This is a genomic window from Arthrobacter gandavensis, from assembly GCF_039528575.1.
GTDB classification, from domain to species: domain Bacteria; phylum Actinomycetota; class Actinomycetes; order Actinomycetales; family Micrococcaceae; genus Arthrobacter_B; species Arthrobacter_B citreus_B.
Map to the genome: position 1 here is coordinate 329663 of NZ_BAAALV010000001.1, position 26051 is coordinate 355713.

At 66.3% G+C, this 26051-nt stretch carries 20 protein-coding genes; 6 read left to right on the forward strand and 14 right to left on the reverse strand.

Annotated elements, in window-relative coordinates:
- Positions 1-66: 66 nt before the first annotated feature.
- Positions 67-1074, reverse strand: a complete 1008-nt coding sequence (holA, locus tag ABFX29_RS01560) for a DNA polymerase III subunit delta (RefSeq protein WP_246167455.1) — start codon at positions 1072-1074, stop codon at positions 67-69.
- A 248-nt stretch (positions 1075-1322) separates the two neighbouring features.
- Between holA and ABFX29_RS01565 the strand changes: the two genes are divergently transcribed.
- Positions 1323-2636, forward strand: a complete 1314-nt coding sequence (locus ABFX29_RS01565; protein ID WP_211372380.1) for a TetR/AcrR family transcriptional regulator — start codon at positions 1323-1325, stop codon at positions 2634-2636.
- A 56-nt stretch (positions 2637-2692) separates the two neighbouring features.
- Here ABFX29_RS01565 and ABFX29_RS01570 read toward each other — a convergent pair whose 3' ends face one another.
- The 4 genes from ABFX29_RS01570 to leuS form a co-directional block, all read right to left on the reverse strand.
- Positions 2693-5158, reverse strand: a complete 2466-nt coding sequence (locus tag ABFX29_RS01570) for a ComEC/Rec2 family competence protein (RefSeq protein ID WP_170287755.1) — start codon at positions 5156-5158, stop codon at positions 2693-2695.
- 258 nt (positions 5159-5416) lie between these two features.
- Positions 5417-6058, reverse strand: a complete 642-nt coding sequence (locus ABFX29_RS01575; protein WP_152228390.1) for a ComEA family DNA-binding protein — start codon at positions 6056-6058, stop codon at positions 5417-5419.
- A gap of 477 nt (positions 6059-6535) precedes the next feature.
- Positions 6536-7651, reverse strand: a complete 1116-nt coding sequence (locus tag ABFX29_RS01580; RefSeq protein ID WP_152227834.1) for a DegV family protein — start codon at positions 7649-7651, stop codon at positions 6536-6538.
- Between the two features lies 1 nt (position 7652).
- Entirely contained in the window at positions 7653-10094 is a 2442-nt protein-coding gene (leuS, locus tag ABFX29_RS01585) for a leucine--tRNA ligase (RefSeq protein WP_152228389.1), read from the reverse strand.
- Positions 10095-10546: 452 nt separating this feature from the next.
- Between leuS and ABFX29_RS01590 the strand changes: the two genes are divergently transcribed.
- The gene (locus ABFX29_RS01590) at positions 10547-11590 is read left to right on the forward strand and encodes a sigma-70 family RNA polymerase sigma factor (protein WP_170287754.1); all 1044 of its coding nucleotides are present in this window, start codon (positions 10547-10549) and stop codon (positions 11588-11590) included.
- Between the two features lie 57 nt (positions 11591-11647).
- Here ABFX29_RS01590 and ABFX29_RS01595 read toward each other — a convergent pair whose 3' ends face one another.
- From ABFX29_RS01595 to ABFX29_RS01615, 5 genes are all read right to left on the reverse strand, one after another.
- Positions 11648-12616, reverse strand: coding sequence for an SDR family oxidoreductase (locus ABFX29_RS01595; RefSeq protein WP_152227831.1), 969 nt, complete (start codon positions 12614-12616; stop codon positions 11648-11650).
- Positions 12613-13539, reverse strand: coding sequence for a bile acid:sodium symporter family protein (locus ABFX29_RS01600; protein ID WP_152227829.1), 927 nt, complete (start codon positions 13537-13539; stop codon positions 12613-12615). Before ABFX29_RS01600 ends, ABFX29_RS01595 begins: the two co-directional genes overlap by 4 nt.
- On the reverse strand, positions 13539-14915 hold the full coding sequence (locus ABFX29_RS01605) for a flavin-containing monooxygenase (protein ID WP_338079092.1): 1377 nt from the start codon (positions 14913-14915) through the stop codon (positions 13539-13541). Before ABFX29_RS01605 ends, ABFX29_RS01600 begins: the two co-directional genes overlap by 1 nt.
- 171 nt (positions 14916-15086) lie before the next feature.
- On the reverse strand, positions 15087-16613 hold the full coding sequence (gene glpK, locus ABFX29_RS01610) for a glycerol kinase GlpK (RefSeq protein WP_152227827.1): 1527 nt from the start codon (positions 16611-16613) through the stop codon (positions 15087-15089).
- A gap of 46 nt (positions 16614-16659) precedes the next feature.
- Positions 16660-17400 (reverse strand): MIP/aquaporin family protein, encoded by a 741-nt coding sequence (locus ABFX29_RS01615; RefSeq protein WP_152228387.1) that lies wholly within the window; start codon positions 17398-17400, stop codon positions 16660-16662.
- Between the two features lie 265 nt (positions 17401-17665).
- Here ABFX29_RS01615 and ABFX29_RS01620 point away from each other — a divergent pair, with 265 nt between their 5' ends.
- From ABFX29_RS01620 to ABFX29_RS01630, 3 genes are read left to right on the forward strand one after another with little or no spacing between them, the layout of a single operon-like run.
- Positions 17666-18502: an aldo/keto reductase gene (locus ABFX29_RS01620; RefSeq protein ID WP_152227825.1), complete on the forward strand. Its 837-nt coding sequence runs from the start codon at positions 17666-17668 to the stop codon at positions 18500-18502.
- The gene (locus ABFX29_RS01625; RefSeq protein WP_152227822.1) at positions 18502-19428 is read left to right on the forward strand and encodes an alpha/beta fold hydrolase; all 927 of its coding nucleotides are present in this window, start codon (positions 18502-18504) and stop codon (positions 19426-19428) included. Before ABFX29_RS01620 ends, ABFX29_RS01625 begins: the two co-directional genes overlap by 1 nt.
- Positions 19425-20519: a glycosyltransferase family 4 protein gene (locus tag ABFX29_RS01630; protein WP_152227820.1), complete on the forward strand. Its 1095-nt coding sequence runs from the start codon at positions 19425-19427 to the stop codon at positions 20517-20519. The genes ABFX29_RS01625 and ABFX29_RS01630 overlap by 4 nt, the downstream gene beginning before the upstream one ends.
- Here ABFX29_RS01630 and ABFX29_RS01635 read toward each other — a convergent pair.
- The gene (locus ABFX29_RS01635) at positions 20516-21529 is read right to left on the reverse strand and encodes an NADP-dependent oxidoreductase (protein ID WP_152227818.1); all 1014 of its coding nucleotides are present in this window, start codon (positions 21527-21529) and stop codon (positions 20516-20518) included. The two genes, ABFX29_RS01630 and ABFX29_RS01635, sit on opposite strands and share 4 nt — an antisense overlap.
- Positions 21530-21616: 87 nt before the next feature.
- Complete coding sequence (locus ABFX29_RS01640) at positions 21617-22234, reverse strand: DinB family protein (protein WP_338079093.1); 618 nt, start codon at positions 22232-22234, stop codon at positions 21617-21619.
- On the opposite strand from ABFX29_RS01640, the gene ABFX29_RS01645 reads away from it, so the two are divergent.
- Positions 22233-22640, forward strand: a complete 408-nt coding sequence (locus tag ABFX29_RS01645; protein ID WP_170287753.1) for an Hsp20/alpha crystallin family protein — start codon at positions 22233-22235, stop codon at positions 22638-22640. The genes ABFX29_RS01640 and ABFX29_RS01645 overlap by 2 nt on opposite strands.
- Positions 22641-22646: 6 nt before the next feature.
- Here the strand turns inward: ABFX29_RS01645 and ABFX29_RS01650 are convergent, their stop codons facing one another.
- Both ABFX29_RS01650 and metK read right to left on the reverse strand, forming a co-directional pair.
- Positions 22647-24815 (reverse strand): primosomal protein N', encoded by a 2169-nt coding sequence (locus ABFX29_RS01650; RefSeq protein ID WP_152227814.1) that lies wholly within the window; start codon positions 24813-24815, stop codon positions 22647-22649.
- Positions 24816-24819: 4 nt separating this feature from the next.
- The gene (metK, locus tag ABFX29_RS01655; RefSeq protein WP_152227813.1) at positions 24820-26046 is read right to left on the reverse strand and encodes a methionine adenosyltransferase; all 1227 of its coding nucleotides are present in this window, start codon (positions 26044-26046) and stop codon (positions 24820-24822) included.
- Positions 26047-26051: the final 5 nt, after the last annotated feature.

Sequence of the window (26051 nt, forward strand, 5' to 3'; positions counted from 1 at the left end):
GCCGTTTTTGCGTTAGGCGAGCCGGATTTCCGGCGGCGGGCAGCAGCCACAAACAGCGGGTGATCCCTAGCGGCCGGACGCAGCCAGCGCGATAACCGTAACGGCGCGCTCCACCGCGTACACCGGATCACGCCCGGCACCCTTGACCTGCGCGTCCGCTTCGGCGAGGACCTGTACGGCCTTCACCAGCGATTCCGAGGAGAATCGCTGCGCGTCCCGCCGTGCCTGGTCCACCTGCCAGGGAGCCATCCCCAGGTCTTTGGCCAACGATGCGGATGAGCCGCGCAGGTCGGCTACCCGGGCCACTCCCCGCACCTTCATCGCCAGCGCTGCCACCATCGGAACGGGGTCCACGCCAGTGGCCAGGGCATGCCGCAGCATGGACAGTGCCGCTCCCGCCCGGCCGGCCAGTGCGGCGTCGGCTACCTTGAAGGCCGTGGCTTCGACCCGCCCGCCGTAGTATTTCTCGACAGTTTCCTCGGTGACTTCCCCGGAAGTGTCGTTCATCAGCTGCTGGCAGGCCGACGCGAGTTCAGCCAGGCTGGAACCCACCGCACTGACCAGCGCACGCACTGCGCCGCCGTCGATCCGGCGCTTCGCGGCCTTGAACTCCTGGGAAACAAAATCGGCTTTGTCGGCGTCCTTCTTGAACGGCTGGCAGTCCACCACCGGTGCCTTGGCAGCCTTGACGGCATCCAGCAGCTTCTTCCCCCGGTTTCCGCCGGAGTGGTGCAGAACCAGAACCGTGTCCGGTGCCGGATCCGGGAGATAGGCCAGAGTGTCGTTCAGGAACTCTTCGCTCATGTGCGCCAGGTTCGAAGCCTCAATCAGCTTGGCCTCGCCGAACAGCGAAGGACTGGCAATCAGTGTCAGCTCACCGGCGGCATAGGCGGCGGCGTCGATCCGGATGACTTCCGTGTCCGGAGCCTGGCTGCGCTGCTGCAGGCGGATGTTCTCCATCGCCCGTCCGGCGAGGTACTCCTCCGGCCCCGTCAACAGCACCACGGGAGCCGGTACGGCCTGCCGCCAGGAGACAGTACCTGCCGCCGGTTTAGCGGAAGATTTCTTGGGCACGGCCGGATTCACGGATGCACTGCTCCTGGAGAGGTAAGGGGATCAATCACCCCCAACATTGCCACGGTGGACCCCGCCCGCCAACTTCCGCCGTCGTCGTTTTTGCCACACCCTGTGTGCTGCCTGCACCCCTCACAGTGGGCTGACCACACAGACACAAAGCAACGACGGCGGCGGCAGTCAAGTTTGTCTGCACCGGCGGGTGCCGCTAATGTTGCGGAGGCATACGCCTAGAGGAGAGTGATTTCGTGGCCGCAGTTGAGGGTACCCCCTCCCGCCGCAAGGCCTCCCGCCGGCAGCCGCCTTCTGTAGTTGCGCGTGCCGCCGTGAGTGCAGCGCTGGAACACGGCTATGAGCATGTGACCGTTGAGATGATCTGTTCCCTGGCTGATATTTCCCGGAGCACGTTCTTCAACCATTTCCCTTCCCGCGACGCAGCAATCATCGGCAAGCCCCTAACCGTGCCCGGACCCGAGGTGACGCACCCGATTCTCTCCGGGTACCCGGATGACCTGGTCCGGGGGCTGCTGGAGATGCAGGTTCCAGGCCTTGTCCACCGGACGGCCGATGCCGATGTCCTGCGGGACCGGACCCGGTTGATCACCGAACAGCCGGCAGCCATGCGCCAATATTCCAGCGGACTCATCTCGGTCCAGTACAGCCTCACTGATGCCGTTGAAGGCTGGCTGCGCGCCAATCCGCAGCATGCCCGGCTTCCCGGCAAGCCCCGGACGGAAGCGATCCTTGCGGTCACGGCAGGTTACGCCGCACTGTACGCTGCCTCGAACTGGTGGAGCATTCCGCTGCGCGACCTTCCTGAACCTATGTCCGCCTGCCTTGCCGCTGCCGATGCGCTGCGGGAAGTGGTTGGAGTGGACGACCCCTCGCGGCTGGAAAGCGTCCCCTGGGTACCGCTTCCCGAGGCCGTGGAACATTCTGCCCCCGTACCTGGGCTGCGGGAGAGAAAGCGCCGCGACACTGAAAACCGCGTTGAACTCGCCGCGGTCCGAGGTGCCTTGGAGCGCGGCTTCGCGGCGGTCACGGTGGACGAGATCTGCGAAGAGGCGATGATTTCCCGGAGCACGTTCTTTAATTACTTCCCTTCCCGGGATGCGGCCATCGTGGGAAGGCCGATGAAAGTGCTGCCGCAGGAGGCAGCGAACGAGGTCCTTTCCAGGCACGGCAGGGACACCGCAGCAGGCGCTTTCGCGCTCATTTTTGCTTCGCTGGGACCCACCAACGCCGAGGTTGCCCGGCTGCGGGCAGAGCTGTCCCGCAAACAGACCGCCGCCCGTGACGCCGGAACCACAACGCTGGTTGATGCCGGCACGCAGATTATGGCAACCATCCGGAACTGGCTTGCCGCCAACCCGCAGTACTCGAGCACCACCACCGGCGACCCGGCCTATGAAGCGTCCCTCGCAGCCAATGCGGCGTACGCCGCGATTTCCGTCGTGGAAGACGGATGGCTGGGCGCAGCCGCCGATGTCCAGGCCAGCACAAAGGTTTTCACTGCAGCCATGGCCAACCTGCGAACCATCCTGTCCCGGCAGGCCGCCTGATCGCTGCCGGCTAACTAAGCCGTGAGCCACACCGCCCGCATTGGCAGACCGGAACATCAGAATCCGGCGCCCAGCCCGCTGACCAGCAGTTTGCCGTCCTCAAGATGCAGGAAAAAGCTGCCCAGCTGATCCGTGCGGGCTATCCGGGCGCCGGCCAGCTCAAGGTTCTTCAGCGTTTCCGGTGCGGGATGGCCATAGGTGTTCTCCTTCCCGACGGAGATGAGCGCCAGCGGAGGCCTCAGTTCGGCAGGCAGCACCGCGCCGGAGTTGCGTGCCCCGTGGTGTGCCACCTTGAGCACGTGCACCGGTTCAGTTCGCAGTTCCGGGCTGGTCCGAAGCATCTGCCGGGCAGCGTCTTCTTCGAGGTCACCGGTGAAGAGCAGGTTTATTCCAGCCGCCCTGACCAAAAGGACGGCGCTGGCATCGTTTTCGGCGAGCCCGGTTGGGGCTCCGTTCCCGGTTGCTCCTCCCGAGCCGCCCGAAGGCGGCCAGAGCACATTCCAGCGGACCCCGCCGTGCTCGCCGTGCCCACCTTTGGCCAGGCGTTCGGGGCGGACTCCGAACTCATCGGCCACTTCCGCGATTTCCGCCGGCAACCCGGGTTCCGATGACGAGAAGGCCAGCGATTTCACTTCCCTGCCATCGTCGGCAGCTGCTGCCCCGGCGTAGTGGTCGGCGTGGGCATGCGTAATAACCAGCATCTCGATGGTCCGGATACCCAGTCTGTCCAAACAGGTGTCCAGTGCCGGAGGGTCCGGGCCGGCGTCGATCACTATGGCCGATTGCGGCCCCGTTCTAACTGCCAGCGCATCTCCCTGTCCCACATCACACGCTGCGGCAATCCACTCCCGGCTCGCGGCATCGGACTGGAAGAAACGGAGAGCGGAGGCTGCCAGGACCGCGGCGAGGATTCCCGCCAGCACCGCTCCGAACCGGATGGCGCCCCGGGTCCTTGGTGTGCTTCGGGACATTCGGGAGCCGTGGCCGGCTCCCGAGGACCTGCCGCCTGGACGCTGTTTCCGCCTGCCATGCGCGGTTTCGCCGGCCGGGTCCTGCCGCGCGCGTCCCAGCCGGATAACTCCGAACGTGAGCAGCGCCGCTGCTCCGGCCATGGCGGCAGCACCGGCGGGACCGGGAAGCCAGGGCAGCAATGCGCCGGGAGCTCCGGCAAAAAAACGTGCAACACCCGCGACCCACCCGGCGCCAGCGCCCGCGGAGAGCAGCAGCGGAAAGTCCAGTGGCGGGGCCAGATGCCCGAGCAGGACAGCCGCCATTCCCGCGATGGTCACGAACGGAACGACCGGGGCAGCAGCTATGTTGGCCGGCAGGGAGTATGCGGGCAGGTTCGGCTGCAGCAGGATGAGGACCGGAGAGCAGGCAACCTGCGCCGCGAGGGGAACGGAGGTGAGGACCGCCAGCGGCTGCGGAAGAAAACGGCCCAGGCCTACAGTCAGCCGCGGCCCCAGAAAGATCAGCCCCGCCGTCGCGCACACCGAAAGAATGAACGCGTAGCTGCCGCTGAGCCAGGGGTCAGCAACGAGCAGTATCGTGGCGCACAGGCAAAGCAGTGCGGCGGGCACCTTTCCCCGTCCGGTCAGCACGGCCGCTGTTCCGATCGACCCCATGACCGCTGCCCGCAGCACACTGGCGTCGGGCCGCACCACCAGGACAAAGCCGGCCAGGACCATCACGGCGACGGCGGCTGCAGCAGCCCGCGGCACCCGAAGAAAGCGCGAAACGAGAAACACGAAGGCCAGCAGGTAACTGCAGTTCGCTCCTGACACCGCTGTAAGGTGTGTGAGCCCGGTGTCCTGCATTGCCTTGGTGAGGTCCTCCGGGGCAGCCGATCTGTCCCCCAGCACCATGCCGGGCAGCAGGCCCGCCGCGTCCCCATCACCCAGGGTCATGGCACGGGCAGCAAAGCCTGTTCGGAGATCGGTGGCAAAGGCCAAAAGCCCGCCGGCGGAGCCGACAGCAGGTGTCCGGGAAACACGAAGCACTGCGGCGTTGCGGTCGCCGGGTTTGGAGGCGCTGAGAGTTCCCGCAGTGCTGAAGCTGTCCCCCAAGTGGATACCGGCGTACGCCTCGCCGCCGATAACCAGGACCGGCAGCTTGGCAGGTGATCGTTCACCGGCCAGGGTGAAGCTGCGCAGTTCTGCTTCCAGGAGATACCGCGGCTTGCCGCTGAACCGGTCCGCGGCGGCAGGGCGGGCGTCACTGCTGGCTACCAGTTCTCCTGTGATGGCGGCTCCGGTGGCGACGGCCGCACCTGCAGGACCGGCAGACCGGGACACAACAGCTGACCCAGCAGAACTGGCCACCAGCACCAGGACGGCAAGTGGGGCCAGTGCAGCCGCCGCCGGATGCCCGAAGCGTGAGGTCCTCCTCCGCCGCGACATCAGCAGAAGCAGCAGGAGCAGTGCAGCCCCGGCCGCAGCGGCCAGCAGAGTGGCAGGACCCGGTAGGCGGACTGCCGCTGCAGCGGCAGTCCAGGCGCAGACGGTGACCGGGACGAGCCGCAATTCAGTGTGTGGCCTGAGGGCGGTACCGGCAGCGGTTCCGGGAGAACGGTCTCCGTCCGTCCGGCGCCAATCAGTGACCTTCCGATTCCGGGTCCCTTCCGCTCCGGAGCTGCCGTCCGCTCTGCTGTTTCCCCCAGCGGCTGCCCCGGCCGTGGCAGCCGCTGTGTAACGTTCCCACCGGCTCTTACGTCCCATTGGCAACAGGTATGCCGCGGAAGAGGCCAGGGCAGGACGGGTGGAGACACCAGCGCACCGGACTCACACGGCTATCAGGGGCAGCAGTGCGGCCAGCATGGCCTCCCCGATTCCGGGCACGGCGTCCAGGTCCTCCGGCCGCTGGAACGGACCGTGTTCGGTGCGCCAGGCAATGATCCTGCCTGCCAGCACGGGACCCACCCGCGGCAGGGTCTGGAGTTCGGACTCATCGGCAGTATTCAGGTTCACCGCTGGGCCGCCGCTGCCGCCTCCCTGGCCCGCGGTCCCATCAGGCGCTGTCGAACCAACAGCGCCTGATGGTGCAGTAACCGCTCCGGCAGGCGGATCCCCTTCAGCCGGGATGACAACCATGGAGCCGTCCGTCATGGCCGCGGCCAGATTCACCCGGGTGAGGTCGGCTTCACCCGAGGCCCCGCCAGCTGCTGCCACGGCGTCGGCAACGCGTGCTCCCTCCGGGATACGCACGAGTCCCGGCGCCGCTACGGCGCCGGCAACATGAACCACCAGGACACCGCCGGCTGGTTCCGGCTCTAACGACGCTCCATCGCCGGGTTGCTGAAGCCCGTCCGCTGCCGGCTCCTCCTCACTGGTGCTTTCCCCCGCAGCCGGACTGGAGCCTAGTTCCACCGCAAGCACGGCCTCGCGGCCGCGCAGAAGCGGCACCGCAGCCGCAGCCGCAAGCATAAGACAGGCCGCAAGGATTCCGGCGCCCAGCGGGAAGCGCCAACGCCGTCGCTGTCCGCTCCGACCCTCCCGGCGTGGCCCGCCCTCGAAGCTGTCGCTGGCAGGTTCAGCACCCTCACCGTCGGGGCCATCCGGATCCGGGCCCACCTGCCCGGGAAGCACCCAGGCTTCGCCGTCCTTGAAAAGGGAGGATTCACCGCCATAGCCGGATGGCTCAGAACCGGGCCACCGGGCCCCGTCCATCCCGCCTCCAGTAACGGCCCGCCGCCGTGCAACGAGCCGGGAAGGCAGGGTGGCTGTTGGTTCTGTATCCCAGCGGTGATTGGCCATGACGGGGAGCTTACGGTCCCGGAAGAACCGTTGGTTTCCGCCGCAGGCTGTTGTGGGCCGCCTGTTATCCGACCCCTACTGTGCAGGAAGACTGAGTCGGAACTGGGGCTGGACGCCGGCGCAGGGCACGTCGAAGCTGCCGCAGGGTTAGTCGATATCCCGGTCGAGGTCCCCGGGACGGGCGGCTGGCCGGCCCACCGTGCCCGGCACGTCACCGGCCTCGCCTGCGCCCCCGGCGGGTCCCGGGCCCCGCTTCTTCTCGGCACCGCCGGCCGGGGAACCACCCGCCGCGGCGACACTCCCGGTATCGGCAGCACCTGGCGCCCGCCCAGTCGACGTACTGGGTGCAATAGCAACCGCCAGCACGCCCAGGCCCGCATGCGCGGCAAGCACTGCAGGCAGGGGGCAGAGCAGCACCTGGGCTTCCGGCACTTCACGGATCACGGCAGAAGCCAGACGTTCCGCCTCTGCTTCGTTGCCAAAATGATGGACAGCCACGCGCACCGGGCCGGTTCGGCGGGCAAGTTCCTCCCGGGAGAGTTCTTCCAGCCGGGCCAGGGCCTTGGGTGCGGTCCGGACGCGCTCCAGCGGAACGACCAGTCCGTCCCGGATCGCCAGAATCGGTTTGACGGCAAAGAGAGTGCCAAACCAGCCTGCTGCAGCGCCGATGCGGCCGCCGCGGCGAAGCTGCTCAAGGCTGGGTACATAGAAAAGGATGTGTGCGGCTTCAGCGCTGGCGCGCGCCGCGGCGACGACGCCGGCCGCTTCGGCTCCGGCAGCTGCTGCCCGGGCTGCATCCTGCACGGCATAGCCAAGCCCCATGGCGACCGATGCTGTGTCCACCACGGTCACCGGAAGTGGGGCGGTGCGGGCGGCAAGCCGGGCGGAATCCGCCGTTCCGGAGAGCTTGGAGGAAAGATGGACCGAGACTACGGCTTCGAAACCCTCGGCCGCCAGCTTCGCGTAGAGGGCTTCAAACTGGCCAGGCGCCGGGCGGGAGGTACGTACGTCCTGTCCCTGGGCGAGGGCCAGCGCCAGGGCACCGATCATCCTGTCGGTGCCCTCGCCGTAGATCTGGTCACCGATCATGACCGGCATCGAGACAACCCGCACGAGCGAAGCCAGCTGCGGGCTCTCCGCCCACTGCTCAGGCAGCGAACAGGATGAGTCGGTAACGACGGCGACGCGCGGACGGAGAACAGGTTCACCCCCGGATTCCCGGGAGCGGAACCACCGTCCGCGCAGCGCCGCCCAGTCCATCATGTTAGGCAGGCACGATGTTCACGAGCTTGGGTGCCTTCACGATGATGGTGCGGATGCCGGCGCCGTCGAGCGTCTTCTGCACCTGCTCCGAAGCCAGCGCCAGCTCACGCAGCGCGTCCTCGGTGATGTCCGCCGGAACCTCCAGGCGGTCGCGGACCTTGCCCTTGACCTGGACGATCGCGGTGACGGTGTCCTGCACCAGCAGGGACTCATCGACCGACGGCCAGCCCGCGTTGGCGACCGATGCCGGGTGGCCCAGCGCGTTCCAGAGATCTTCGGCCGTGTACGGGGCGAAGAGGCTCAGGATGACGGCAACGGTCTCGGCAGCTTCGCGGACCGCCGGGTCGGATGCACCGGCGCCGGAGTCGATGGTCTTGCGGGTCGCGTTGACCAGTTCCATCAGCTTGGCGACCACCACGTTGAACTTGCCCGCATCCAGCAGTTCAGTGGCGTCGGCAATGGTCCGGTGGGTCACGGAGCGCAGCTTCTTGTCCCCGGCCGCGGCGTCCACACCCGGTTCGGAGACCACATCCTGGCCCAGGCGCCAGGCACGGGCCAGGAACTTGGCGGAGCCCGACGGCGAGACGTCCGCCCAGTCGACGTCGTCTTCCGGCGGGGAGGCAAAGATCATGGTCAGGCGCACGGCGTCGACGCCGTACTTGTCCAGCTGCTCGCCCAGGTCAACACCGTTGCCCAGCGACTTGGACATGGCCTTGCCGCCGTTGAGCACCTGGCCCTGGTTCAGCAGTGCGGTGAAAGGCTCATCGGCCTCGATCAGGCCCATGTCCTTCACCACCTTGGTGAAGAAGCGGGAGTAGAGCAGGTGCAGGATGGCGTGTTCGACGCCGCCCACGTACTGGCCCACGGGCATCCAGTTCCGGACAGCTTCGGGGTCGAACGGACCCTCGGTGAAGTGCGGGGAAACGAAGCGCATGAAGTACCAGGAGGAATCCACGAAGGTGTCCATGGTGTCGGTGTCGCGCTTGGCCGGACCGTCGCAGGACGGGCAGGAAACGTTGACCCAGTCTTCCACGGAGGCCAGCGGGGAGGTGCCCTTGGGAGCCAGCGCCTCACCCTTCAGCCCGGTGGGCAGGGTGACCGGCAGCTGGTCATCGGGAACCGGTACTTCGCCGCACTTTTCGCAGTGGATGATGGGGATCGGGGTGCCCCAGAACCGCTGGCGGGAGAGCAGCCAGTCGCGCAGGCGGAAGTTCACGAACTTCTCGCCGGTGCCCTTTTCTTCCAGGATGCGGATCGCCGCGGGAATGGCTTCGGACTTCGGCAGGCCGTCCAGCTCACCGGAGTTCACCAGGGTGCCCTCGCCGGTGGTGGCGGTGCCGGAAACGGCAGGATCTTCTTCGCCGGTATCCAGGACCGCACGGACGGGCAGGTCGAAGGTGCGGGCGAAGTCGAGGTCGCGCTGGTCGTGCGCGGGTACCGCCATGATGGCGCCGGTACCGTAGTCGGCCAGCACATAGTCGGCTGCCCAGACCGGCAGCTTCTCACCGTTGAGCGGGTTGATCGCGTAGCGGCCGGTGAAGACACCGGTCTTGGTGCGGTCGGTGGCCTGGCGTTCGATGTCGGAGAGCGCCTTGACGTCCTCACGGTACTGCAGCAGCGCGTCGCGGTGCTCGTCGTCCACCAGGTCCAGGGCCAGCGGTGCATCCGCTGCCACTACGAAGAACGTTGCTCCGTACAGGGTGTCCGGGCGGGTGGTGAAGACGGTGACCTGCTCTTCGGGCTTGTTCCCGGCAGCCTCAATGGCGAACCGGACGTGGGCACCCTCAGAACGGCCGATCCAGTTCTTCTGCATGGCCAGCACGCGCTCAGGCCAGTGGCCCTTGAGCTGCTCCATGTCGTCCAGCAGGCGGTCGGCGTAGTCGGTGATCTTGAAATACCACTGGTTCAGGGCCTTCTTGGTGACCTGGGTGCCGCAGCGTTCGCAGGCGCCGTTGACGACCTGCTCGTTGGCCAGCACGGTCTGGTCCTTCGGGCACCAGTTGACCGGGGAGTTCTTGCGGTAGGCCAGGCCCCGGTCGTAGAAACGGGTGAACAGCCACTGGGTCCAGCGGTAGTACTCCGGATCCGAAGTGTGCAGGCGGCGGGACCAGTCAACGCTGATCGCGTAGCGCTTGAAGGAGCCGGCCTGGGTGTCGATGTTGCGGTACGTCCACTCGCTGGGATGCGCGTTGTGCTTGATCGCGGCGTTTTCCGCGGGCAGGCCAAAGGAGTCCCAGCCGATCGGGTGCAGCACGTCGAAGCCGAGCTGGCGCCAGTAGCGGGCAACCACGTCGCCCATCGCGAACGCTTCAGCGTGGCCCATGTGCAGGTCGCCGGACGGGTAAGGGAACATGTCCAGGACGTAGCGGCGCTCCTTCGAACCGTCGTCGGCCGGGGTGAAAACGCCAAGGTCGTCCCAGACAGCCGGCCACTTCTTCTCCATGGCCGCGAAACTGTATACGGCCTCTTCCGACTGGTCAGTCTGTGACTGCGTGCTCACTATGCTTCGCCTCTGTCCTCAAGAAAATCCCGGTGATCCGCGGACTCCGGCGTGCCGCCGGTTCCGCCTGCGCTGTTGACTCTTCCCCAGACACACAAAAGCCCCTCGTCAGATGCAAGGGGCTGCCGCGTTTGATACAAACGCGGCTATCTAAGGAGGAGCAATGCGGTCATTTCTCCACTTTACAACAGGCAGCGCCCGACGGCGGTGCCCGCCACAGGGCTGTAACGGACCGGACATCCGCAGTTCCCCTCCGGCGCTTCAGCCATGCGGCGGAAGGCGCCGGCTACGGCGTATCTTTTGGGCTTGCCTGTGCGTCTACCCGGTAAGGGCATGGCACAGTGCCATGCTTTTTATCAGGCACCGCCATGGGCGGGAGAGCGAGGGGATGCGCAATGACAACGGGAACGGACTTCGAAGCCGGCACACCCGGCGAAACGCAGGCTTTGGCAGAAAACAGGGTGATCCTGCGGCAGGCCCGCCGCGATTTCCTGGTGGCGATGGAACCGGTCCGGGCTTCGGTGTACGCCTACTGCCGCAGCCTGACCCCCACCGTGTGGGACGCCGAGGACCTGTTGCAGGAGACCTTGACGAAGGCCCTGGCGGAAGCATCGCAGCGGTATGAACCGATCCGAAATATCCAGGCATGGCTTGTCCGAATCGCCACGAACACGTGGATCGATTCCCTGCGCCGCAGCGGCCGGGTGACCCTTGAGCGGGCAGAATCCACCCTTGATCTTCCTGATGACCAGGCGGAGGATCCGTTGGCAGCCCTTGCAGTCGAGTCCGCACTGCGTCAGCTGCTGCACCTGCTGCCTCCCCGGGAACGGGCGTGTGTGGTCCTCAAGGATGTGTTCTCCTATTCCCTCGCCGAGATTGCCGAGATGCTGGAGACGACTCCCGGCGCCGTCAAGTCCGCCCTGCACCGCGGCCGGGCCACGCTGCGGGCGGCGCGTACGGACTCTGCAGGACCTTCCCCCGAAACCGTGGCACCCGGTCCCCGGGCCGCCGCCGGGCATCCCGGACACCAGGCGCTGCTGCGCCGGCTGGCCGCGGCTTTCAACGCCTACGACATTGACGCCATGGTGTCCCTGTTCCTGGCAAGCGGACGGTCCGAGGTGGTTGGCAACGCCACTGAAACCGGGCATGAGGAAATCCGTGCCGGTTCCCTGACGGACACGTTCGGTCCGGACGCCGCAGAGATTCACCGGTCAACAGTCCACTACTTCGATGGGGAGGACATCATCCTGATGTGGGAGCGGCAGAAGAATGCCCCCGGGGCACCGGAGGTGGTCTCGGACGTCCTGCGGCTCCGGCCCGCCTTCGGCGCCCCGCTGGTCGCGGAACTAAAGTGGTACTTCTTTTGCCCCGAGGTTGTGGCGGAAGTGGCCGGCGGGCTGGGCCTGCCCTTCAAGACCAATGGTGTGAGCTACTTCTAGCACTTTCCACGGATCCGCTGCTGGCCGCGCAATCCACTGCGGCCGGCAGCGGATCCGTCATCGTTGCCGGGCGCCGGCGGTCTCCCGCGCTTTCCGGAACTCGAGGAAGGCTTCCCTGCTGGTTCGCGTGGGGGTGAAGCCGAACTCCTGTTTCAGGGCCGTGTTGTCCAGGACCGGACGGTAGCGCAGGAAGCGCAGCTGCTCCGGACCGTGCACCGTGAGTTTCAGCTTTTGCCCCGCCCAGAGACCGGCTGCCAGGAGCGGAGCGGGAACCGTCAGTGTCCGTTTCCCCAGAAGCCCCGCGATCTCGCGGACGGTGAGGGCGCCGTCGCCGGCCACGTTGAAGATCCCGCTGCGTCCGGTGATCACGGCCTGTGCCATGGCATCAGCGACGTCCTGGTCCCAGATAAAGACGAACGGCGACTCGCTGCCGGCCACCCGCAGCAGCCGAGGCGCATCGAACAGCGCCGTGATCTGGTTCCGGACCCGCTCCCCCAGGATCGTTCCGATCCGGAAGATGGTCTGCCGCAGTTCCGGGTGCTCAGTGCGCAGCCGGGCCAGTTCCTCCTCGACCAGGCGTTTGTGCCGGGAATAGGCAAACTCGTCATTGCCGCGCAGCGGGTGGGACTCGTTCAGCCACGGGGCGTTGTCTGCGTGGTAGCCGTAGGCGGCGCCGGAGGATGAGATGACCACGTGCTTCACGCCTGATTCAAGGCAGGCGGCCAGTACGTTCTGCGTGCCGGTAACATCGACGCGGTACTCCTGCTCCCGGGTGGTGTCCCTGCCGGGATTCACGATCGCCGCCAAGTGGACCACGGTGTCGATCCGGTGCTCCTGCAGCTCCTTGGCAACGTCCGGGGAGCAGACGTCCGCCAGCGCGTACACCACGCCGTCAACCTTCCGCTCAGCCGAGGGCTCCCGGAGGTCCAGGCTCAGGACGTGGCTCACTGCAGGGTCTGCCGCCAGCCGGGACACGACGGCGCTGCCCAGGAAGCCGTTGCCTCCGGTCACGCATACCCGGTTCACAGTGCGGCCTCCTGTGCCCTGGCGGCTTTCCGGGCATCACGCCGGCGCCACCAGGCGGCCAGCGCCAGCCCCGCCAGGATGTCCCAGATCCCCCACCAGGCAGCGACCATGGCCATCCCGCCCAGCCCGGAGAAGAAGGTCAGGGTGAGTCCCAGTCCCAGTCCGGTGTTGCGGGCACCAACCTCAAACGTCACCGCCCGCCGGCTGGCTTCATTCAGCCGAACGGCCGCGGCTGCCCAGTATCCAACGGCCAGCGCAACGGCGTCGTGCAGGGCTACCACCAGGAAGATGGTGCCGAGGTGCTCGCGCAGGGGGCCAAGGTTGCTGGCGGTTCCGGCAACGATGAACGCCAGCAGCGCCACCAGTCCGATCCGCTGCACCCAGGGCCGCAGCCGGTCCGTGAGCTCGGGAAAGCGGCGGGCGAGCGGCATGCCCAGCGCAAACGGGACTCCTATGATCAGCAGGACCTGGACCAGCATTCCGCCCCGGTCCAGGGAAAAGTCGCGCATCAGGGAGTTCGTGGACGGGCTCAGCGCGGCCCAGAAGGCCACGTTGAGCGGCATCACGATGATCGCCACCAGGTTGGACACGGCGGTCATGGACGCGGACAGCGCCACATCGCCGTGCGCCCGGTGGGTCAGCACGTTCGAAATACCGCCCGGCGGGCAGCAGGCCACCAGGATCATGCCCAGGGCAATCGAGGCCGGAACCTGCAGTGCCAGTGCAATTCCCACGGTCACCGCAGGCAGGAGCAGGTACTGCGCCGCGAGGCCCAGCAGGATGGCCTTGGGGCTCCGGGCGACTGTGCGGAAGTCGGCGGGACGGACCTCCAGGGCAATGCCCAGGATAATCACGGCCAGGACCACGTTCAGGATCACCAGGGAGCCGGGAGAGAAGTTAAGTACGACGTCGTCGATGGACATCAGCGGTTCACCTCCGCCGGCGCGGGAACGGAAGCGCCCGCCGGTGCTGCCAGCCTGGCGAGGTGCGCCTCAAGCTGCGCCCGGTAGGCATCCTTGTTCACGTAGTAGCTCATCCGGTCCAGTCCCAGATAGCGGTAGCCGCCCGTGACATCCGGGGACGGTCCGCGGACAGCGGCGTCGAACGCGGCGGCCACCTCCGCCCTTTCCTGCTTCGCGGCGAGGTAGGCGGCCACCAGCTCGGCCTGGCGGTATCTGCCTTCCCAGCCCAGCCCGGAGGCTTCAACCATCCCCACCACCATCAGGTTCTCCGCCTGGCGGCTGAAAATGTTCAGGTACAGCTGGGGTGAGGCTCCGGTCCAGCCCAGCAGGTCCGGGGCCAGGAACGGATAGCTGAGCACATAGCCGGTGGCGCAGAGCAGCAGGTCGTACTCCCCCGACGTCCCGTCCCGAAAATGAACGGTGGAACCCTCCAGCCGGTCGATGTCCGGCTTGACGGACAGGTCGCCGTGGCCCAGGTGATGCAGGACCAGGGAGTTGACCACGGGATGGGATTCGTAGATCCGGTAGTCAGGCTTCGGGAAGCCGAAACGGGCAGGGTCTCCCGTGAACATGCGCAGCAGGCGCTTGTCCAGGAACTGCTTGAGCGGCCGCGGCAGGGGTTTGCCCTGGTTCAGGGTGTCCGTGGGCCGGCCAAAAACGTATTTCGGCACAAAGTAGTAGCCGCGGCGGACGCTGATATCCACGGCAGCGGCATGGTGCACGGCGTCCACGGCTATGTCGCAGCCGCTGTTTCCGGCACCCACAACCAGCACCCGTTTGCCGGCCAGCTCCACGGCTTCCTTGTACTGCGCCGAATGGCGGATTTCCCCGGAGAATTCTCCCCGGAAAGCCGGCAGGTACGGGGTGTGCAAGGTGCCGGACGCGACGACGACGGCGCTGAACCGACCGCTTCCCGCACCCTCCGGCCCCTCCCACGCCACTTCCCAGCCGCCGTCGTCCGTTTGGCGAGCGGCGGTGACGCGGGTGCCAAACCGAATGCGGCCGGTGAGTCCGAAATGTCCGGCGTAGGCACGGAAGTACTCCAGCAGGTGCCGGTGGCCCGGATAGTCCGGCGTTCCCTCCGGCATCGGAAACTCTGCGAACTCCGTGGTGGTCCGGGAGGAGATCAGGTGGGCGGACTCGTACACCGTGCTGGCGGGGTTCGAAATGTTCCATAGCCCGCCGACGTCGTTGTGTGCCTCGAATCCAACGACGTCCAGTCCGCGTTTAGACACAGCCCGCATGGCAGCCAGCCCGCTGGGACCGGCACCTATCACTGCTACCGGGCGCGGACGCCTCACCGTCCGGACCCCGTTTGTATCTGCTGTAGCTGCCACTGCGTCCCGCTTCTATGTGATGTGCATCACCATTGATGCTGCCAGCACGCTACCGGGCTGCGTTCCTGCAGGTCAAACGCAACACACCCGGGAATCGGTACGCAAAAAGCCGCTCCCGGATCCGTTGATCCGGGAGCGGCTTGTTTCCGGCTGGGAGGCTTGGCGCCTGGGCTAGAGGACGTCCTTATCAACCCAGTCGAAGGTACGGGTTACGGCCTTGCTCCACAGCCGCATCTGCCGCTCACGCTCTGCCTGGTCCATATTCGGAGTCCAGCGCTTTCCTTCATTCCAGTTCGCAGCCACCTCGTCCGTGGAGTTCCAGAACCCGACTGCCAGGCCGGCGGCGTAGGCGGCACCGAGTGCCGTGGTCTCCACGACTTCGGGACGCACTACGTCCACTCCGAGGATGTCCGCCTGGAACTGCATGAGGGCGTCGTTGGCAACCATGCCGCCGTCAACCCGCAGTTCCGTGAGCGGTACACCGGAGTCGGCGTTCACGGCATCAAGGACTTCCCGGGTCTGGAAGGCTGTTGATTCGAGGGCGGCGCGCGCAATGTGGTTCTTGTTCACAAACCGGGTCAGGCCCACGATCACGCCGCGGGCGTCTGAACGCCAGTGGGGTGCGAAGAGGCCGGAGAAGGCCGGAACAATGTAGACGCCGCCGTTGTCTTCGACGGCGCTGGCCAGCTTCTCGATTTCCGGGGCACTGTTGATGATGCCGAGGTTGTCGCGGAGCCACTGCACCAGTGAACCGGTGACTGCAATGGAGCCCTCCAGTGCGTAGACCGGGGCGGCGTCGCCGATCTTGTAGGCAACGGTGGTGAGCAGTCCATTTTCGGACATGACCTTTTCCTCACCCGTGTTGAAGATGAGGAAGTTACCCGTGCCGTACGTGTTCTTGGCATCGCCGACGCCAAACGCGGCCTGGCCGAAGGTCGCTGCCTGCTGGTCGCCCAGGATGCCGGCCACGGGAGTTTCGCGCAGCAGCTGCGAGCCGTGCACCGTTCCGTAGACCTCGGAGGAGGAGCGGATTTCAGGCAGCATTGATGCCGGAACCCCGAAGGTATCCAGGATCGACTGGTCCCAGGAAAGCGTGTCCAGATCCATGAACATGGTCCTGGAAGCATTGGAGACGTCAGTGATGTGCACACCGCCGTCCGTGCCGCCGGTCAGGTTCCAGGTAACCCAGGAATCCGTGTTGCCGAACATGAGGTCGCCGTTTTCGGCCTTCTCGCGGGCGCCCTCAACGTTGTCCAGGATCCACTTGATCTTGGTTCCGGAGAAGTAGGTGGCCAGCGGCAGCCCAACAGTGTCCTTGAACCTGTCCAGGCCGCCTTCCTTTGCCAGTTCGTCAACGATCGGCTGGGTTCGGGTGTCCTGCCAGACGATTGCGTTGTAGACGGGCTTGCCCGTGTTCCGGTCCCACACCACTGCCGTTTCGCGCTGGTTGGTGATGCCGACGGCGGCGATGTCATGCCGGGTCAGGTTCGCCTTGGACAGGGCGGTGCCCACCACCTCGCGGACGTTGGTCCAGATCTCCATGGGGTCATGCTCGACCCAGCCGGCGCGGGGGAAGATCTGTTCATGTTCCTTCTGGCCGGTTGAAACAATCTTGCCGTCGTGGTCGAAGACAATGGCCCGGCTGCTGGTGGTGCCCTGGTCGATTGCGATCACGTACTGCGGCTTGCTGTCGGTCACGTGGGTCTCTCCTTTGAGGTCGTAAGTCTTGCGGACGAAGTAACGGTTAGAGGTCCGGCAGCGGGATGAAGCCGCCGGCCCAGCCACCCAGTGCGCCGCCGATCAGCGGCCCAACCACGGGAACCCAGGAGTAGGACCAGTCGCTGTTGCCCTTGTTGCGGATAGGCAGCAGGGCGTGCACGATGCGGGGACCAAGGTCACGGGCCGGGTTGATGGCGTACCCGGTGGGTCCGCCGAGTGAGGCGCCGATACCGACAACCAGCAGGCCAACGGCCAGCGGGCCGAGCCCGGAGGGGGTTCCGGCAAAAGCGACAATCACGAACACGAGCATGAACGTGCCGACGACCTCCGTGACCACGTTCCAGCCGTAGGAGCGGATCGCGGGCCCGGTGGAGAACACGCCCAGGATGTTCGCCGGATCCTGCTCTTCATCGAACTGCTTCTTATAGGCCAGCCACGCCACAAAGGCGCCGATGATGGCACCGAGCATCTGTCCGCCGAAGTAGGTGAGGGTGGATCCGATGGTAACTGCCACGCCGGGCACGAATTCCTCCGCGCCGCCGGTGATGATGCCTACCGTCACGGCGGGGTTGATGTGCGCCCCGGACATCACAGAGAGGTAGACGCCGGCGAACACGCCGAGCCCCCACCCCCAGTTGACCATCAGGAAGCCGCCGCCATTGCCTTTGGTTTTACCCAGGGCAACGTTGGCGACTACACCACAGCCCAGGACTATCAGCGCTGCTGTACCCAGCATCTCGCTGACAAAAACCTCTCCAAGAGTCACCATCGACTACTCCGATCCTTTTAGTAGTGCCATTTTGTTGGGGGTAAAACAGGGATGCAGGTCCCGCCACGGGCTCCGGCGTGGAACGGGGGCATTTTCACCTGCCGCAGCCTGTCGGCGCACTGTAAGGCCCTATGCAATCAATCTTTTTCCAGAAACGCCATGGCTTTAGGGAAACTGCTTGTCAGCAGGCGTTTACAGGCTCTTCACGGTACACGCGGCACGGCAGGAGCGCACGCCGCGCGCACCTCGGTAGAGTTGCAGCATGGATCCGGCACCAAAACTGACTTTGAACAACGGCGTACTCATGGACCAGGCGGGCTACGGTACCTACAAGGTTCCCGCGCAGGATGCGGCGCCGCTGGTCAGCACGGCACTGTCCCTTGGCTACCGGCACGTAGACACCGCCGCCCTGTACGGAAACGAAGAGGGAGTGGGCCAGGCGGTCCGGAATTTCACGGACGCCGGACACATAGTCCGCGAAGACCTCTTCGTTACCTCCAAGGTGTGGAACACGGACCATGGTTACGACGCCACCCTCCGGGCCTTCGATACATCCCTGCAGAAACTCGGTTTCGACTATCTGGACCTGTACCTGATCCACTGGCCGTGCCCGGAGCGCGGCCTGTACCTCGACACTTACAGGGCACTGGAAAAGCTGTATTCCGAGGGACGGATCCGCGCGATCGGCGTCTCGAACTTCAACCGTGAACACCTGGAAGAACTGATGGACGGAACCTCCGTCGTTCCTGCCGTCAACCAGGTGGAGCTTCATCCCTGGCTCGCCCAGCGGGAGCTGCGGGCTTTCCATGAGGCCAACGGCATCCGCACTGTCGCCTGGAGCCCGCTGGGGCGCGGGGCCATTCTCGAAGATCCCGGGGTGCGGGAAATCGCCGGTGATTTAGGGCGCTCTCCGGCCCAGGCAGTGCTGCGCTGGCATGTTCAGGCCGGGCACACCGTGATTCCCAAGGCCAGCAGCGAGGAGCGGATTGCGGAGAACCTGGACATCTTCTCCTTTGCGCTTGAACCTGAACACGTGGCCGTGCTGGACGCCCTTGACTGCGGGCGCCGGACCGGGTCCAACCCCAGCGAGGTGAACTGATGCTGCTGCGCCGCCGCGCGGCCGCGAAGACAGGCGCTCCGGCCCCCTTCCAGCGCAAGGCCAGTGTCCGGACCGTTCAAGTACAGGGAAGTGCCCAGCGCTTCTGGGATTTTCCCGCCGCTGACCCGGACACCGCAGGCCCTGCTGTCTTTATGGTCCACGGCTTCCGCGGCGACCATCACGGGCTGCTGCGGCTGGTTGAGGCGCTGCCAGACAACCGGGTCATCCTGCCGGACCTGCCCGGGTTCGGCCAAGGCGCTGTCCTGCCCGGGACCCACGACGCCGCTGCTTACGCAGATTTTGTGCGGACCAGCTTCGAGGTGATGGGCCTGGGACCGGACACGGTTCTGCTGGGACATTCGTTCGGCTCGATCATTGCCGCGCGCACGGCGGCCGCGCATCCGGAGCTGCTTAGCGAAGTCATCCTCGTCAACCCGATCAGCGAACCTGCGCTTGAGGGTCCCAAGGGGTTCACCAGCAAGCTGGCGGAGCTGTACTACCTCGCCGCGGCCAGGCTGCCCGAGAAACCGGGACGGGCGCTGCTGGCCAACCCGCTGATCGTGCGCGGCATGAGCATGCTCATGGCCAAGACCCGGGACCCCGCCCTGCGGCGCTGGATCCATGGGCAGCATGATGCTTACTTCAGCGCCTTTGCCTCACGCGCGGTCGTCCTGGAGGCGTTCCGCTCCTCGATCTCCGAAACCGTTCGCGATTACGCTCCGCAGCTGCAGATGCCCGTGCTGCTCATCGCTGCCGACCGGGACGATCTGGGTTCCGTTCCCGCCCAGCGCCGGCTTGCGGCGCTGGTTCCCGATTCTGAACTTGAGATCCTTGAAGGGGTGGGCCATCTGGTCCACTATGAGGCACCGGATTCCGCCGCAGCCCTCATCACTGACTTTTTGGGCCGGAGGCACCGCAGCGCATGAGAATTGTCTTTGACGCGCGCTTCACCCGCACCGACCAGCACGACGGCATCAGCCGCTACGGGGCCAGTCTCATCGAGGCGGTGTCCCGCCACGCGGACGTGCACATGCTGATCAGCGATGAACGCCAGCTGGCGCTGCTGCCGCAGGTGCCGTGGACCAGGATCAACTCCCCGCTGTCCCCGGCCGAGCTTTTTGTATCCCGGCACGTCAACAAGCTGGGCGCCGACGTGGTGGTGTGCCCCATGCAGACCATGGGCAGCTGGGGGCGGCGCTATCCGCTGATCCTGACCCTGCACGACCTGATCTACTACCAGAACCCCACTCCGCCGGGTTTCCTGCCGCTGCCGGTCCGGCTGTTGTGGCGGGTTTACCATCTGGCGTACTGGCCGCAGCGCCTGCTGCTGAACCGTGCCGACGTCGTTGCCACCATCTCGGACACCACACGCCGGCTGATGGAACGGCACCGGCTGACGCGGCGGCCGGTGCGGATGGTTTCAAACGCCCCGCAGCCCGGCACGGAACCGCGCGATCCGGCGCAGCATCCGGAGAAGTCGCTGCTCTATATGGGTTCCTTCATGCCGTACAAGAATGTCGAGACGATTGTCCGGGGCATGGATGCGCTGCCGGGGTACACCCTGCACCTGCTCAGCAGGATTTCGCCGGTCCGCCGCAGCGAGCTGGAAGCACTGTGCAGCGACCCGTCCCGGGTGGTGTTCCACAACGGCGTCACGGATGAGGAATACGACTCGCTGCTAAGGCGTGCCACAGCGCTGGTGTCGCTCTCCAAGGCAGAGGGCTACGGCCTGCCGATCATCGAATCGATGGCGGCAGGCACCCCGGTGATCGCTGCTGACACACCGATCTTCCGGGAAGTGTCCGGCGGGGCTGCCGTGCTGGTGGATGCTGAAAGCTCCGAAGGCTTTGCCCGTGCGGTGCGCAGCCTCTCGGATCCGGATCGCTGGCGCGAGGCATCAAGCGCAGGACTGGCCCGGGCCGCAGCGTATGACTGGGATACTTCCGCCCATCAGCTCCTTGACGCCGCGGCGGAAGCATCCCGGGCGTTTGCGGCCCGGACCCGCAGGAAGGCCTAGCCCAGCCGGACAATCATCTTTCCGGTATTCGCGCCCTTCATCAGGTCGATGAAGGCCTGCGGGGCGTTTTCAAGTCCGTCAACGAACGTCTCGTCATAGCTGACGCTGCCGTCCCGCAGCCACCCGGCCATCAGTGATGCGAATTCACCGGCGTACTGGTTGTAGCTGTTGGCAATGAAGCCCTTCAGGGTCAGTTCCTTGCCTATGGCCTGGAACAGGTTTCGGGGGGCGCACTGCGGTTCGGTGGAATTGTAGGCAGAGATGGCTCCGCACAGTGCCACACGCCCGTACTTGTTCAGCACGGAGATTGCCGCCTCCAGATGGTCCCCTCCGACGTTGTCGAAGTAGACATCGATTCCCCCGGCGCCGGCGGCTTCCTTGAGCTGGGTCTTCACCGGGCCGTCGTGGTAGTTGAAGGCGGCGTCAAAGCCGAGTTCGCGCAGCCGGCGGACCTTCTCCTCAGAACCTGCGCTGCCAATGACCTTGCCCGCGCCCAGTGCCTTGGCGATCTGCCCGGCCATGGAGCCTACGGCCCCGGCAGCACCGGAGACGAACACCGAGTCGCCTTCGCGGAAGTCCGCCACCTTGGTTAGGCCGGCCCACGCCGTTAGTCCGGTCAGGTCCATGGCACCCAGATAGGCGCTGGCAGGGGCTATGGACGTGTCGATCACGCGGGCCCGCTTGGCATCCAGGACGGCGTAGTCCCGCCAGCCGAGGTTGTGGAGGACGGTGTCCCCCGGCTTGTGCGTCCCCGCACGCGACTCGATCACTTCGCCCACGGCGCCGCCCTCAAGAGGGGCATCGAGCTGGAACGGCGGAACATAGGACTTTGCGTCGTTCATGCGCCCGCGCATGTAGGGATCCACCGACATGAGGGTGTTCCGCACCAGGACCTGTCCGTCCTGCAGCGCGGGAACATCAACTTCGGCGAGCCGGAAATTCTTTCCTGTTGGCCATCCTTCGGGACGGGTTGCCAGCTGGATTTCACGGGTTGCCGCAGGGTACGTCATGGGTCTCCTTTCGGGCGCCGCCGATGGCAGGCGCAGATGAAACATCAGCAACCTGTCTATCATGCCTGCCTGGACGGGCGCGGCGGCCTACCTGGGCCGGACGTCCCAAAGGTGGTGGGCGGCGTCGTGCATAAAATACCGGGCCAGGGAGTCAACGGTGAACGTGCTCCCGTCCGAGCGGAGGCCGCGCCGGGTGCGGTCCCGGGGCTCGACGGCGGCAAAGGCCTCCGCAGTGGCTTCGGCTTCGTCAGCCAGGTCGGCGGCAACCCGTGCCGGGTCCTGCTCGCCGTACCGTTCCGCCACGGCTGTGGCGTCCTGGTCCCAGTCGGCGAACTCCGCTCCGTCGGTGTCCACCATGAGCAGCAGGCGCATCCGGTAGACATTGCACAGGTCACGGACGTGCGCTGCATATTCCAGCGGCGACCAGGTGCTCTCGTCCGGCCGCACCGCCGCATCCGGGCGATCCAGGACGTCCTGCCATGCCTCGGCGTTGGCCATCAACAGCTGCGGGATGTCCTCGTAAGCGGTTTCCGAGGCGGTAAACCCGCATTCGGGGCATGTCCGGTCCAGGACCCAGGTCCAGTTCTTAGTGTCAGGGGTTATGGCCATTGCCACACTGTAGAGGATTCGGATTGCCGGGCGCACCACTTCTAGAATTGCAGCACCGGAATCGAATTTCTGCCAGGAGATGATCATCATGCCCATGGGGGTTCCTCCCCGGGACCACGAACGGCAAAGAGCGGCACTGGAGGCCCGGAGCCAGGCACGCGGCGGCACCGCCGTGGACCTTTACCGCCACGAAGGCTTCATTGTCCTCAACGCAGACCTCCCCGGGATCGACCCGGGATCACTTTCCGTGGAGCTGGACGGCGATTCCCTGCTGATCCGGGCGCACCGCAGCCTGCGCGGCATGGACAGCGGAACGCTCTGGAACGTGCGTGAGCGGGAGGACGGCCTGATCCTCCGCCGAATTCCGGTGGGCGGGAGCGTAGACCCTTCACGGGCCGCACCGCACTACGCCAACGGCGTCCTCAGCCTGCAGCTCCCCGTCAAGCCGGGCAGCCGCCGCACGGTCCCCGTGCAGTACTCCCGGCGCGGTAAAGCCGCCTAGCCGGTGCTAGAGGCCGTCGGGGGCGTCAACGCGTATGTACACCGGATCGCCGGTCCGCCGGGCGGAAAGGGCTGCCTTGGCAGCCCGCATGGCCGGCGTGATCACGTTTGCCTCGCTGTAGGGGAAGAAGCAGAGGGTCCGCCAGCGCTGGGCGGCGGCTTCGGCGCCGTGAACCGTCGATTCTTCCACGGGAGCCGGGCCCACAATGCGGGCGCTTTCGGGCAGGCCAAGACGGGACACAAATCCCTCCAGGCCTTCACGGGAGCCGGTCAGCTCCGCGTAGCGCACAGCCGGCGGCAGTCCCAGCTCCCGGCGGAGGGCAAGTTCGCGCTCGGCAGCACCTGCCGGATCCCAGCGCAGCAGATGGCCTACGGTGGCGGTGTCATCGGCAGTAACCACTACCACTCCCCCCTCTGACGCCGGGCGGACCAGGGCTGAGGCGGTGAGCCAGCGGCGCAGGGTTTCTTCCTGTGCCCGCAGCGACTGCCGCGAGAGCATGGCGGTTCCGTCCAGCAGCAGGGCGGCGGCATAGCCCGACGGCGCCACCGGTTCCGCCCCGGGGGTGGCAACAACCAGGGCAGGTGCGTCAGGAACCTCCGAACGGATATGGTCTCCAGCCGAGGACACCACGGTCACGGACGGGAAAGCCCGTCCGAGCTCCTCGGCCGTCCGTCCCGCACCGGCGGTAGATGCCCGCAGCCGGAAGCTGCCGCAGTGGGGGCAGTGCCATCTCGGCTCCGGCCGGGCACACCAGCGGCAGGCGGGCGGGGAATTCCGGCCCGCCTGGGCCAGCGGCCCCTGGCATTGCCGGCACCGGGCCGGTTCCCGGCAGTCCTGGCAGGACAGCGCCGGGGAGAAACCCGTCCGGGCTACCTGCACCAGCACGGGGCCGCGCTTCAGGCCATCCTGGGCCGCTTTCCACGCCGCATGCGGAATTCGTGCGCGGGCGGCCAGCGGGTCCCGCTCCAGGTTGAAGGTGTCCGCGGTGCTCATCACCCGTGCCGTGGAGGCCCGCACCAGCGCACGCTCGGCGTCCAGTGGTGCCGCCCATCCGGACTCGATCAGGCGCTGGGCTTCGGTGCTGCGGGTATGCGAGGCAACGAGCATCCCGGCACCGGCGGCCTCGGCCCGAAGCAGCAGGACATCGCGCGCATGCTGATACGGTGCACGCTGCTCGGCATGGAGGTCGTCGGCGTCGTCCCAGATGCAGACAAGGCCAAGATTCGCCACGGGCGCGTAGGCGGCGGAGCGGGTGCCCACCGCCACGGACGCGTCGCCGTAGAGCAGCCGCAGGAAACTGCGGTATCTGGGGGTGGGACCGTCCTCGCCCGTGAGCCGAACGGCGGTATCCGCCGGCACCCTGTCCTGCAGCGCGTCCATGACGCGTGCCAGGTCCTTCTGGTCCGGCACCACCACGACGGCGCCCCGCCCGGATAGCACGGTGGCCTCCACGGCTGCGGCTATTTCCCGCGGCCAGGCGTCAGGACCATAGCCGCGGAGCGAACTCAGCACGGCACGCGGGCTGTGGCCGGCAGCAAGATGGCTCAGGAAACGGGGGCCGTGCGCGTACCGCCGGAAAGGGTTCCCGGCAGGTTGGCCCTGCTTCGGCGGAGCGTCGGATGGCCCGTTTTTTTCCTCCGCTTTTTCCGCCGTCCCGGCGGTGGGTTCGTCCTGGGTCCCGGCTCCGGGCACCCGGTCAGCGAACTCCTTCTCTACCCGGGCCACCCGCGGCGGAACTGCAACCCTGAGCACGTCGTGGACGGATCCGGCGCAGCGTGCGGCAACGGACTGGGCCAGGCCCAGTATTTCCGGACTCAGCACGGGTACCGCTGATACCACCTTGCCCAGGTTCACCAGCCGGGCCGTGGTATCCGTGGATGCCAGCCGCTCAATCAGGAACCCGGCAAGCTCCTGGCCGCCGAAACGGACCTTCACGCGGACGCCGGGCACCGCGGCGTCACTGAGGTCGGCAGGCACCAGGTAGTCGAAGGGACGGTCAAGGTGCGGCAGGGGTGAGTCCAGCAATACCCGGGCGATTGGCAGTTCAGGTGCCGGCTGGGACTTCCCCACGGGTGTTGCGGGCGTGCTGAAGCCGTGCAGCAGGGAGAGCTGCACACCTTCCTCCGCTGAAGCGCGCCCTCCCCCGGGCGCACGCTGCGGCGGATGCTCTCCCATGGGGCTAGGCGTTAAACCAGCGCCGCAGTTCCTCGACCTTGTCGAGGCGCTCCCAGGTGAAGCCTTCATCCTCGCGGCCGAAGTGCCCGTGGGCGGCTGTCTTCTGGTAGATGGGCCGCTTGAGGTCCAGGGCGTTGATGATGCCCAGCGGACGCAGGTCGAAAACCTCGTTGATGGCCTGCGAGATACGCATCGGGTCTACGGTTTCCGTGCCGAAGGTCTCAACGTAGATACCCACGGGGCGGGCCATGCCGATTGCATAGGCGATCTGGATTTCGGCCCGGCGCGCCAGCCCTGCGGCAACCACGTTCTTGGCAACCCAGCGCATTGCGTAGGCAGCTGAACGGTCAACCTTGCTCGGGTCCTTGCCGGAGAAGGCACCGCCGCCGTGCCGGGAGAACCCGCCGTAGGTGTCCACGATGATCTTGCGCCCGGTGAGGCCTGCATCGCCTACGGGGCCGCCAATGACGAAGGGGCCGCCGGGGTTGATGATGTGGCGCACTCCGGAGGTGTCCAGCTCGGTTCCGGAGAGGACGGGATTGACCACGTACTCAACCATGTCCCGGTGCAGCTGGCCCTGGTCGAGGTCCGCAGCATGCTGGGTGGAAACAACAACTGAGTCCACGGACACCGGGCGGTCGCCCTCGTAGCCGATGGTGACCTGGGTCTTGCCGTCAGGACGCAGGTAAGGCAGGGTGCCGTCCTTGCGGACCTGCGTCAGGCGCTCGGAGAGGCGGTGGGCCAGCCAGATCGGTGTGGGCATCAGGACGCTGGTTTCATCGCTGGCAAAGCCGAACATGATGCCTTGGTCGCCGGCGCCCTGGGCGTCGAAGGGGTCTACGGCGTCGCCGGAACGGTTCTCCACAGAGTTGAAGACGCGGGAGGCGATCTCCGGGGACTGCTGGCCGATGGAGACGGAGACGCCGCAGCGTGCACCGTCGAAACCGTTGGCCGAGGAGTCGTAGCCGATCTCCAGGATGGTGTCGCGGACCAGCTGCGGGATCTCCACATAGCCTTCTGTGGTGACCTCACCCGCAACGTGGACCAGCCCCGTGGTGACGAGGGTCTCCACGGCAACGCGGGATTCGGGGTCGGCTTTGAGCAGGCCGTCGAGGATCGCATCGCTGATCTGGTCACAGATCTTGTCCGGGTGGCCTTCGGTCACCGACTCGGAGGTGAACAGCCGCAGGGCACTGGATTCGGCGGGGGCAGTCGTATTGCTGGAAGTCACGGGTT

What these genes read in the sequence shown, in the direction of transcription:
- ABFX29_RS01640 (WP_338079093.1), bottom strand. Translation starts at nt 22,234, where the DNA reads ATGGGCATGATGATCATCTCCTGGCAGAAATTCGATTCCGGTGCTGCA.
- ABFX29_RS01590 (WP_170287754.1), top strand. Translation starts at nt 10,547, where the DNA reads ATGACAACGGGAACGGACTTCGAAGCCGGCACACCCGGCGAAACGCAG.
- leuS (WP_152228389.1), bottom strand. Translation starts at nt 10,094, where the DNA reads ATGGAGAAGAAGTGGCCGGCTGTCTGGGACGACCTTGGCGTTTTCACC.
- ABFX29_RS01650 (WP_152227814.1), bottom strand. Translation starts at nt 24,815, where the DNA reads ATGGGAGAGCATCCGCCGCAGCGTGCGCCCGGGGGAGGGCGCGCTTCA.
- ABFX29_RS01620 (WP_152227825.1), top strand. Translation starts at nt 17,666, where the DNA reads ATGGATCCGGCACCAAAACTGACTTTGAACAACGGCGTACTCATGGAC.
- ABFX29_RS01635 (WP_152227818.1), bottom strand. Translation starts at nt 21,529, where the DNA reads ATGACGTACCCTGCGGCAACCCGTGAAATCCAGCTGGCAACCCGTCCC.
- ABFX29_RS01625 (WP_152227822.1), top strand. Translation starts at nt 18,502, where the DNA reads ATGCTGCTGCGCCGCCGCGCGGCCGCGAAGACAGGCGCTCCGGCCCCC.
- ABFX29_RS01580 (WP_152227834.1), bottom strand. Translation starts at nt 7,651, where the DNA reads ATGATGGACTGGGCGGCGCTGCGCGGACGGTGGTTCCGCTCCCGGGAA.
- ABFX29_RS01645 (WP_170287753.1), top strand. Translation starts at nt 22,233, where the DNA reads ATGGGGGTTCCTCCCCGGGACCACGAACGGCAAAGAGCGGCACTGGAG.
- ABFX29_RS01575 (WP_152228390.1), bottom strand. Translation starts at nt 6,058, where the DNA reads ATGCTTGCGGCTGCGGCTGCGGTGCCGCTTCTGCGCGGCCGCGAGGCC.
- ABFX29_RS01600 (WP_152227829.1), bottom strand. Translation starts at nt 13,539, where the DNA reads ATGTCCATCGACGACGTCGTACTTAACTTCTCTCCCGGCTCCCTGGTG.
- ABFX29_RS01630 (WP_152227820.1), top strand. Translation starts at nt 19,425, where the DNA reads ATGAGAATTGTCTTTGACGCGCGCTTCACCCGCACCGACCAGCACGAC.